This window comes from Mycoplasma testudinis ATCC 43263, from assembly GCF_000687795.1.
In the GTDB taxonomy this organism is placed as follows: domain Bacteria; phylum Bacillota_I; class Bacilli_A; order Mycoplasmatales; family Mycoplasmoidaceae; genus Mycoplasmoides; species Mycoplasmoides testudinis.
Genome location: NZ_JHXT01000028.1, coordinates 1 through 10982, shown reverse-complemented (window position 1 = coordinate 10982; position 10982 = coordinate 1). Strand labels below are relative to the sequence as shown.

At 31.4% G+C, this 10982-nt stretch carries 8 protein-coding genes and 1 other RNA gene; 4 read left to right on the top strand and 5 right to left on the bottom strand.

Features of this window, described 5'->3' with window-relative positions; all coding sequences use genetic code 4:
* On the bottom strand, nucleotides 1–237 hold a 237-nt coding region (locus T384_RS0105555; protein WP_027120173.1), incomplete at its 3' end, for a hypothetical protein.
* A 252-nt stretch (nucleotides 238–489) separates the two neighbouring features.
* Between T384_RS0105555 and T384_RS0105550 the strand changes: the two genes are divergently transcribed.
* The gene (locus T384_RS0105550) at nucleotides 490–1311 is read left to right on the top strand and encodes an alpha/beta fold hydrolase (protein WP_027120172.1); all 822 of its coding nucleotides are present in this window, start codon (nucleotides 490–492) and stop codon (nucleotides 1309–1311) included.
* Between the two features lie 11 nt (nucleotides 1312–1322).
* On the top strand, nucleotides 1323–2345 hold the full coding sequence (locus T384_RS0105545; protein WP_156933150.1) for an undecaprenyl phosphate translocase family protein: 1023 nt from the start codon (nucleotides 1323–1325) through the stop codon (nucleotides 2343–2345).
* Here T384_RS0105545 and T384_RS0105540 read toward each other — a convergent pair.
* The 4 genes from T384_RS0105540 to T384_RS0105530 form a co-directional block, all read right to left on the bottom strand.
* Nucleotides 2342–3307, bottom strand: coding sequence for an alpha/beta fold hydrolase (locus T384_RS0105540; protein ID WP_027120170.1), 966 nt, complete (start codon nucleotides 3305–3307; stop codon nucleotides 2342–2344). The two genes, T384_RS0105545 and T384_RS0105540, sit on opposite strands and share 4 nt — an antisense overlap.
* Before the next feature lie 12 nt (nucleotides 3308–3319).
* Nucleotides 3320–6394 carry a coiled-coil domain-containing protein gene (locus tag T384_RS0105535; RefSeq protein ID WP_027120169.1) on the bottom strand — a complete coding sequence of 1025 codons (3075 nt, stop codon included), beginning with the start codon at nucleotides 6392–6394 and terminating at the stop codon, nucleotides 3320–3322.
* 202 nt (nucleotides 6395–6596) lie between these two features.
* Nucleotides 6597–6693: signal recognition particle sRNA small type (gene ffs / locus T384_RS07175), an RNA gene on the bottom strand.
* Between the two features lie 13 nt (nucleotides 6694–6706).
* Entirely contained in the window at nucleotides 6707–8383 is a 1677-nt protein-coding gene (locus T384_RS0105530; protein ID WP_027120168.1) for a coiled-coil domain-containing protein, read from the bottom strand.
* Between the two features lie 601 nt (nucleotides 8384–8984).
* Between T384_RS0105530 and T384_RS06760 the strand changes: the two genes are divergently transcribed.
* Both T384_RS06760 and T384_RS0105520 read left to right on the top strand, forming a co-directional pair.
* On the top strand, nucleotides 8985–9473 hold the full coding sequence (locus tag T384_RS06760) for a hypothetical protein (RefSeq protein WP_156933149.1): 489 nt from the start codon (nucleotides 8985–8987) through the stop codon (nucleotides 9471–9473).
* 139 nt (nucleotides 9474–9612) lie between these two features.
* The gene (locus T384_RS0105520; protein WP_027120167.1) at nucleotides 9613–10593 is read left to right on the top strand and encodes an NAD(P)/FAD-dependent oxidoreductase; all 981 of its coding nucleotides are present in this window, start codon (nucleotides 9613–9615) and stop codon (nucleotides 10591–10593) included.
* Nucleotides 10594–10982 lie beyond the last annotated feature (389 nt).

Here is a 10982-nt window from a genome sequence, read left to right as displayed (position 1 = left end):
CCGGCGATTGGAGTTTTCAGAACGCTCGTATTCGCTTCTTCCTAAATGTTCATCCATTTCGGCTTTAAGAAGTGCATTCAGTGGTTCAGAAAATACTTCTGTCATTGATTTAATTAAACTATTGGCACTGCTAGCATCAAAAATATCTGGGTTTCCTAGTACCAATTGGTTAAATTGGTCCATTACTTTTCGATAATTTTCAGATTTAGGTGGTTTTGGAGTTATTTTCTTTGCCATCTTGTTAATCATCCTTAATTAATTATTTGAATTTTAACACGATGCCAATTTAACACACTTATTTCATTACTACCTTTTACATCGTCCAAAACAAAGAAGAAAAATAAAGATTTTTGTTCTAAAAAAGTTCAAAAAACTCTGAAAAATACAAAAAAAACATCTTATTTAGATGTCAAAAAGCACATAAAAATCGCTTATTTGTATAATTAAATAAATTAACTAACGTGTTTGAAACCATTTTGTTGGAGAAATATGAACTCATTCAAAGAAATGCCTGAGATTCTCAAAAATCTTGATTTTATTGCTGATCCAGTTGAAAATTCAAAAGGTACAATTTTGTATTGTCACAGTTTTATGGGGTCATATCAAAATAAGAACCAGCTACGAAAGCATTACAACGAATACAGTTATTTTGCAATCAATTTACCAGGACAAGGAGAAAGTCCGATTCAACGACCAAGCGATATAGAGCTTGGCTACTCAATGCGTATAATGCTTGCTTTTATTGATTATTTTGAATTAAATGACATCATTATGATTGGTCATTCCCATGGTGGAGGAATTATTGCTAAACTAAATGAAATCATGCCTGAAAAAATTAAATTGAATATCCTTGAAGCTCCTGCTAGTGGTGCCACTAGATATAATTATGAAATTATTAAGTGTTTAATTCCCAAAACTCTAGATGAAGCTTATCTTTTAATGAATGCACTATATTGCGACCCGAAAAGCGTTTTTGGAAGTCATTATGATTTATATATTAAAGAGGATTTTAAACAAACTGAAGCCCGTTTTGGCGTATTCAGACCATTAATTAAATTAGAAACTTTAATTGCTGAAGGTGATTATTTTGATGGTGGATACAAATCTATCAAAAAACCAACTTTGATTATTTTAGGCGCCCACGACGGAATTTTGCCACCACAACAAACAATTTCTCATATTCAAAAACTTAATAAAAGAATTTTATTTGTTGTTGTACCTGATTGTGCCCATTTAATTTTTCACCAACAAATGAATAAATTTTATGCATTATGTGACACCTTTATCAAAAAACACAACAAAATAAATTAAACTAATAAACTATGAAAACTAAATTTAACCGTCCGCAACCTCCTGCGAATCTTGATTTTGACTATAAACATAATTGACTTTACCGGATTTTATATGGATTATTTATGGGAGTCAGTGATGGCATTCCCGGATATTCTGGTGGCACCACATTAACGTTGTTAAATTATTATGATAACGTTGTTGGTAATATTAAGGGTATTTTTAAACCATACGAAACAACAAAATGGTGACACCATTTATTATGATCATTACCTTTTTTAGTAAGTTGGCTTATTTTTTTTATTGTTTTTCATTTCATTGTCCGAGAAATTGGGGATGCTAATTTCACAGATTTTTTAGCTGTTTTATTTGCGTCATTTGCTTTAGCTTGCATTCCTTTTTTTATCATCGTAAATAAACCAAAAACGTTTAAAAAAGGAAATTGAAAAGGCTTAATTTCTTTTTTAATCGGGTTTGTTTTGATTATCGCGATTAGTGTCATTATTTTTACTTTAAAATTGAACGTTAATACTAGTGCAGAATTTAACAACAATGCAGCTGTTTCAAAGGTTTTTCAAGCCAATCCTTCAAGAAATGCAACCTTCATATTTTCGGGATTACTTGGAGGTTTTTTCTTGTTAATTCCTGGTATTAGTGGTAGTATGATTGTTTATATTTTTAATGAATACTGAACCTTAAACCACATTATCACCGACGTCATTAGCCATCCGTTTGCAAATAGCAATGTTGGGTATTTAGTCTTATTTGTTATCTTTGTTTTAATCGGAGTAATTTCAAGTATTTTTTTTAGCGCATGAATGCTAAAAAAACACCGTGATATCTTTTTTGGATTCTCGTTTGGGATGGTTGCTAGTTCATTTATTGCGATTTTGTTATTAACTCCTGAATCTACATGGACATGACCAACTCAAGAAAACATCCATATCGGATTAATCGTTTTAGCGATTATTATCGGAATTGGTTTAAATGGTTTATTTTTGTGAATGCACTATCGCAAAGCCAAAAAACAAAACAATTTTTTTATCAAAAATTAGTTTGTTTGCTCATCATCTTTGGTACTAAAATCATCACTACCAGCAGACAACTCTTCATTAGTTTTATCTTGTAAATCATGCATTGGTTTGTCTTGTAAACCGACTACTTTTTTAATACTTCGCTTTTCCGTTTTTAGCCGTTTTTTATCTTGTTTTTTAAAACGTTTAATGAAATCGATAAAATACTTAAAATACAAATCGGGCGCATCATTATGGGGTGAATGACTTCCATTTTCAAAAATTCGAACTTCAATATTTGAAGCATTGCTTGTAATGTAAGCAATTGATTCTTTTGGTGGAATTACCAAATCTTGTTTACCAAAAAATAATAAAACTGGTTTGTTTTTAATTTGTTGGTAAGCTCATTCTGTATCCCGTGTTGTTTTAGCTGATACTAAATTCTTAAATAAAGGCTTGTATTCGGCCTTGTTTTTTCACATATTTTTAAATCAACGGATGATTCCAAAACGTTTTCCGGTTTGAGGATCTTTAGCATTAATAGCTTTAATAATTCTTTCTTTTTTAAGACTAAAAACCATTTTGTTTAATGGATCTTCTAAAACTAAACACGCAATATAATCGGAAATTAAAGCGTTCACCATTACCGCAATGGCTCCGCCCATACTATGACCAACTAAAATAACATTACGTAAATTATTTTCAATAATAAAACGGGAAACTAATTTGGAATAATTTTCAATCTGCATATCTGCTTCTGATTGATTTTGATTATCTCCATGGCCTGGTAAATTGAATGCATAATATTTATAACCATAACGTTTCAAGCGATAAAATACTGAATTGTGCGATTGATAATCACTGGTAAAACCATGAACAAAAACAATGACGTACTTCCGCCGTCATCCGTTTTGAAAATATGGTTTTAGATTGGATGTATCAACACTGGCTTCGAACAATTCTTCGCGAAAGTTAGTGGAAACAAAATTCGATTCTTGTGCCATTAATAAACTACTTTATTTTCTTTTTTTGAGAAGTTGTTGTGCATAAGCTTTAACAAAATCTTTTGTAGAAGTTGACTTCTCAGCTTTTAAATCTTTGAATAATAATTCAGCACCACGCAATTTACGTTTGGGTTTAGATGATGGTATAACCGGAGTCATTGGAACAGCAATTTCTTTAGTCACTGTTTTTACTGGTTCGGTTTTATTTTGTTTAAGAAAAGCTGGTTTACGACCTTGGTTTTTTAAATTTAAATAAGAAGTTCTTTGGTTTGGAGTTGTCTTAAATTCCGCAGTAGACTTGGCAGCTAGATCATTATTGATTTTTGGAATATCAAAAGTTTTATCCAAGTCGTTTGCAAGAGTTTCAATTAGCATATTATCATTTTCTAAATAAGAGTCCATGCCGAGTTCTTCAAATAAATCTAAATCATACAATTTTTCTGGTTTATGTGAATCTTCTTGGTATTTGCTACTTGAAATCAATTCGGGAACGGTTTGGGTTTTTTGTAAACGAACTAAACCGTGACGTGCTCCTTCAGCATTTAAATCCGTAAATTTTTGTGGTACATTTGGATGATCTAAATCTGCAAAATTCTTCTTTGGTGAAGCGGTTTCGTACAAATCTTCATGATATGAAGTTTCAAGTTCATCAAAATCCGTAGATGTTGGTAAATAAAGTGAACTTGGTTTAGAAGGATAAGTTGGAACAGCACGAGTAAGTTCTTGTAAAATTTCTTTTTTGATTTCGTCTTTAACTTTTTCTTTATTTAAAACACTCATCGGATCTTGAAAATCAAAATCAATATTTTGGGCTTTTAAAGCGTCTCTTAAAGACCGGACGTCATTATTAAATTCGCTAGTAGGCGCTATTGGTTTTGCAGCAACTATTTCATTAGTATTTGGTTTAATAACATCTGCTGTTTTTAATTCGTAAACCTTTGTTGGTTCTTCTTGCAAATCATCTAATTCAATTGAATCAATTGGACATTCGGTATACGAACGATCTTCATCTCCAGGAATCATTTCAAACTCAGTTGTATCATCATACTCAGGTTTACTATCAACTAAAGTCGTAGCTATCATATCTGGGGTTTTTAAATAGGCATTTTGTTTAACAACATCTAATTCTTTTAAAAGTTCATCAAATTTAGCTTTTTGCTCTGTTGAAAATTTTTCAACTTCTGCTGCTACTGCATTTTTTTCAACATTTGCATCAGCTAAAGCATTTTTAATTGCGTCACGTGCTTGTTGGGATAATTCTTCTTTTAATTTTTCATAATTAACGTCGTTATTACCTTTCAAATCACGTAATTCATTAAGTAAGTTTTTAACTTCGGCAAGAACGTTTTCTTTTTCTAACTCAGCATCTTTTTTAGCTGCTTCAATTAGTCGTTCTTTTTCTTTTTGAGCAGCATCTAACAAATCTTGACGTTGCATTTCAAGGTATTTTTGATTTTCCCGAATACTTTCAACCAATGAATCTCGCAGTTTTTGGTTTTCTGCTTCCAAGCGTTCGCGTTCGTTTTTAATTTCTTGTTTAGCTGCTTCAATTAATTCTTCTTTTTGGCGTTGGGCTTCTTCAATTATTCGCAATCGTTCACTTGCTAACTGATCACGTTCATTTTTTGAAACACCTACTAATTCATCAGCAATTTTTTGTTTTTGTTCTTCAAATTGTAGGCGATCTTTTTCCAATTCTATTCGGGCATTTTCGATGATATCAAGTTGTTCTTGTTCGGCTTCTTTTTGTTTTTGACCACTACGTACAATATCTTCATTTAAACGCATTCTTTCCAATTCGATTTTGGCATGTTCTATTTCCATTTGTTTTTGAACTTCTTGGTTAGCATACTCTCGAATCTTTTCGATTATCTCTTCATCCATTCTAATCGGTGAAGGTAAAGCGGCTGCTTGTCACGATACTTGCGGTTCGTCTGCAGCATCAAACGGAACCGTTGGTTTAGTGAATGAATCATGATGATCATCATTTAAAGAGCTAATAGATTGATTTTTGTTGTCGAACTCGTCGCTTTTAAATTCATAAAAAACATCATTCTGACGTTTAGCTGGAGCAAATAGTTCATCATCGTCTTTTTCCAAATTTGCTGTTTTGATTTCATCAGCAATAACTGGTTCAACATCTGCTTTAGGTTCACCAACGGGAATAAAGATTTCATCTGCTTCGAAATTAGTATCTAAATTTTCAGTTTGTAGTTTTTCAGGTTCTGGTTGAATATTAGCATCATAAGCAGGCACAAAATATGTTTTTAATTCTTCTTTAACTTGTGGGCTTTGGTCTTGGATAATTTCTGATTTAACTGGTTCATCTAAATGAATGGTAGAAACACTACTTTGCAAAATTGCCGATTCAGTTTCCTTGTCAGCATTTTCGTGTTTTTTTAAATCATCTAGAGCAATTTGGACAGACATATGTAATTGTTCTTGATCTAACGCTGCATCTTCTACTGCAGCAGCAATTGATTTTAATTTAGGGTCAACATGTTCGTCTTGAAATAAGGCATCAGTCCCATCATCAAGTTGTTTAGTTGGAACAAAATCACTCAAACTAGTTTTTTGTTCTGTTGTTTTGATAATTGGTGCACTAACTTGCATATCAAACAACGGATCAGTTTCATCTTCTTTTACTGGACCTGTAGATTCATACAAATCAGCAGCTGGAGTAGCCTGTGTTGGAGAAAAATCATGATCAAAATCTAAAGTAACTTGTTTACTATCGTAATCTTTAACTACGTCATCGATAAAAGTACTGTCATTAGGCAAATCTACCTGTAAAATTTCGTTGGTGATAGCATCGTCTGTAATCTGATTGATGGCCTTCCGTTCCCGTTCGTAAGCATCAACTGGCTTAAATAATTTAGCCGTAACTGATTCATCGTCGTTTAACTCGATTTTATTTTGCTCATGATCGACGTGAATTAAAGATGTCGGGGTTTCATTCAAACTTTCGCCGATTAAAGAAAAACGATTAACTTTCGTTTCTCTTTTTTGGCTATAAAAATCATTTGGTTCTAGTTGATCTAAATCAGGAATTTTTGATTTTGATCCAAATTGTTGCGTATTTTTCATAAATTCTCCAGCACTGATAGTAAATGTTTAATGTGCTATGCACATTATATATACTATCTATTATACTTTATGATGGATATTTTTATTGATTAAAATCAGTCGTAACAATACAGTATATCTCTTCTTGTTGAAATAAAGTTAAAAAAGTAAATACACTAAATTTGAAACTATTATTAATTAGCTTTTGTTTTGTTCGTGAATGAACATAAAAAAAGCCACTACACACAAAGGTGAATGCTTAATGCTGCTCCATTTCTGGCCTGACATGGTTCGCAACCTATGTTGTAGTGACATTAGATATTTTAACTTATTTTATTCAATATCGACTAATTTATCAAAACCCGAAGATTTTTTGCCTTTAGTTTTTTTTGATATTTTCGTTGTTTTCTTAGAACTAAAACGATTAATTTTAATCTTGTTAGACGACTTGTAAGATTCTAATGAAGGTTGTTTTTGATTCGCTTTATTAGCGATTTCATGATCATATGAAATAACTTGATTAGTACCTTGATATCTTGGTAAAACTGGGCGTGGTTGATAATCAACATCAACAGTGGCGATATTGCCCATATTAGCATTTACGTTTTCAATATCTTTTTTAATATTTTCAAATGTAGAAACAAGGCGTTGGTTAGAAATTTTTTGCTTACTATTTAATAACTTATTGAGACTTTCTTGACTCTTGGAAATTTGTTTTAAATCGCGGTCTAAACGAGAAGTAACTGCTTCGATATATTCGCTGTCGTGATATTTTTTCACCAACAAGTTATTAAGTTTATCTAACTCAGAATTTTCAGTACTAACGCGTTCAATTTCTTTGGTAAGGTTATTATTTTTTTCAGATAGGGCTTTAACTGCTTGGTTTAGTTCTCGATTCGTGTAAGCAACAACATCATAATCACGTTTTACCCGTTTCAGTTCTTCGCTAGTTAATTTAGCTACCTGTTCGGCTTCAGTTAAATTTTTTGTAATTTGTTCAAATTCATTTTGTTTAATTGCCAAAGCCTGTTCGATTTCTTTTCGTCGGACTTCTAATTGGTCAAGCAATTGTTTTTCTTTTTCAAGTAGTAAGGCATTTAATTTATTAGTTTGTGCCCGCATTTGTTCTTCTACTTTTTGATCAACTCGCTTATTGATTTCTTCGGGACGGATTTCTTGAATTTCGGAAATTTCGCTAGTTTTAGATTCAATTTCGGATGTCAAATTTTCAATCTGAAGTTCTTTTGATTGGATTTCTTGGTCACGTGCTTGGATTTCAGAATCTAATTTAACAACATGTAATTCTAAATCATGAATTTCCTGTGTTTTTTGTTCGAAATTTCTTTGAATTTCTGCATTTAACTGTTGTAAATTGCGATATTTTTGTTTAAAAAGATCATAGAATTGGGAGAGTTTATTGATTCTTTGATCGTAGTATTGTTTAACCTTCTCAACTTCGCTGGTAACAGTTTGTTTTAATTCTTCTTCACGCTTCTTTTCAATTTCTGCGATTTCTTTTCGATAATTTTCTTCAAGTTCTTTTTTAGTGTTTTCGAGTTCACTAATAGTTGTTAAATGGCGATAATAAGAAGACTTACCATTTTTAACTAAATTGGCTTGTTCGTTCAAAAAATCAATCTTTTCTTTTTCAAGTTTGGCTTTTTCTTTAGCAATCCGAGCCTTTTCAATCTCTAAACTCACTAATTCTTGATTAATGCTAAGTTTTTCCAATTCACGTTGTAACGGAGCAATAAACTTAAAAGTGATGATGTGCTTGCGTAAGCGCTGATCTCATTCTTCGTCTGTTAAATTTTTTCGTTTTGCACGAATGTAAGAACGACGGGCACGATTGATAAAATCTGCAACCTCATAATCTTTAGCTTGGGGGTGCTGAGCTAAAAAAGTCGCAATACAATAAGCGCGTTTTGTTCTTTCAAAGTCTGCCGCACATTGCTGTTCAAATTCAGCATCAAGCAAACTTTGGTCCATATTTTCTGATTGATTTACCATAAACTCTCCGAATGTTATTAACAACTAAAAATAACTGTCCCATATAAGGAAACGTTGTATATATTTACTATATTATAAAATAAATGCCACGAAAAGATAACCTATTTTAAAACTATAAAAACGCCATTAATAAAACAAAAACATTGTTTTTACGAAATGATATAAATTGTCTGAAGTCACTCATTTTATATAAATCTAGTTTAAGTTAGAAAATGACCGTTCTTTAACAGTAACTAAGTATTCAAATTTTATGAGAAATATAACAGAGCTACGATTTTTGGTGAGATAGGGTAATCAAAAAATAATCTAACTGGTGTTTTAACTCAAATTAACATTAAGTAGTGAGATAGCTTTAATTTAAGAAAAAAAAACTCATTTTTGTTGAAAAAGTCAATTTTTTATCCTTTTTTCAAAATATTTTATCGATTTTGGCACTTTTTTCACATTTAAATATATGGAGAGAAAAAATATAAGCCTGAACATTTAGTCCTATTTCTGCACTTTTTTCACATTTAAATATATGGAGAGAAAAAATGTCAAGTGAAATAATATTAAAAATATTAAGTGAATTAATAGCCTAGGTTAAAATCGATGCCTATTCTTGAAAAAATTATTCTTATCGTACAGAGTTAATGAGGATAACCATTGAAGAGTTATAATTGGTTCAGTTACTAAAAGAACAATCAAAAGAGAGCAAAACATGACTTTAGAAACGCTTGATAAAATGATTAATGAAACTAATTCCAGAATGGAATTATGTTTTGCTCAACTAAGAAAAGAAATCAATGAACGTTTAGATAGACACGAAAAAATTCTAAACGAACATAGTGCTATTCTTAACCAACATAGCGAGATTTTAAATGAACATACTGCAATTCTAAAGCAACATAGCGCTATCCTTGACCAACATAGTGCCATATTAAAAGAACATAGTGAGATTCTTAAAAAGCATGGAGAAACGCTTGAAAAGCACGGGCAAATTCTTGAAAAGCACGGACAAATTCTTGAAAAACATGGTCAAATTCTTGAAAAGCACGGACAAATTCTAGAAAAGCACAGTGACATTTTTGAAAGAAATAATCTCAGATAAAAAATATTTTATTGTTGCTTTCAAATTCAAATATGAAAAATACAAAAAATTCAGCAGAAAAAGGCTGAAATGTATAATACTAAATTAGTTCAATTCATTAACTAATTAATGACTTTAAATCATACGAAAGAAGATAACAATGTTTGATATATTAATTATAGGCGCTGGACCAGCCGGAATTTATGCAGCAACGTATGCAGCTTTGAAAAAATTAAAAATTCTTGTAATAGAAGCAAGTAATGAAATCGGTGGCCAACCAGCTCACTTATACGCGCATAAAAAAGTTCATGATTTTCCTGGCCATTTAAGCATTACGGGCCTAGAATTAGTTAAAAACTTAATTAAACAACAAGAAGAATTATCTGATGTAATTGAGTATCAACTAAATACTAGTTTAGTTAGTTATCAAAAACAAGAGGATGGATCATTTTCAGTTGAATTATCAACACAAAAGACAATTCAAACTAAAACCATTATTATTGCAACAGGAAACGGCGGATTTGGTCCAGTTGAATTAGATTTAAAATTGTTAGATGATACAAATGGAAAACCAAAAATATCATATTCAGTAAATGAATTTAAATCATACGAAAAACAAAACGTTGTAATGCTTGGTGGGGGTGACTCTGCTGTTGAATGGGCAAGCCAAATTGCACAATCTAAATATCCAAAAACAGTAACGATTATCCATCGTAAGCCTTCGTTTAGAGCAAATTCACATTACGTGGAAACATTAAATGATCAACCTAATGTTACGCAAATAATGGACAGCGAAGTTCTAAAAATTGATGCTCATAAAATCCTTTTAAAAAACAACCAAACCCAAGTTGAACAAAGCGTTCCATATGATAGCTTGTTAGTTCAATATGGACTCAAACCATTAACTAATCGTGCTAGCGAATGAACGAATTTAAAGAAAATTGGTGCAAGCATCCTCGTTGATAAAAAACAAGAAACAAGTGAACCAAATATCTATGCGATTGGATTGAGTGCAAATTATCCTGAACGAACAAACTTAATGGTTGTAGGAATGGCAGAAGCAACGATAGCTGTTAAATCAATTAATCAAAAAATCAACCCCTATGGAGGAGTTGATTACGTTGAAAAAAAGCATAAATAAAGATTTTTAAACTGGACTATTAAAAGCAATTAAAACTTTTTTATAAAGCCATTATCTACAACAAAATCGGTAAATAAAAGCCACAAATATTATCACTTCATACAATCGCTTGTTATTTTCAAAAAATTATTTGCTACGGTAGTAATGAAATAAGTGTGTTAAATTGGCATCGTGTTAAAATTCAAATAATTAATTAAGGATGATTAACAAGATGGCAAAGAAAATAACTCCAAAACCACCTAAATCTGAAAATTATCGAAAAGTAATGGACCAATTTAACCAATTGGTACTAGGAAACCCAGATATTTTTGATGCTAGCAGTGCCAATAGTTTAATTAAATCAATGACAGAAGTATTTTCTGAACCACTGAATGCACTTCTTAAAGCCG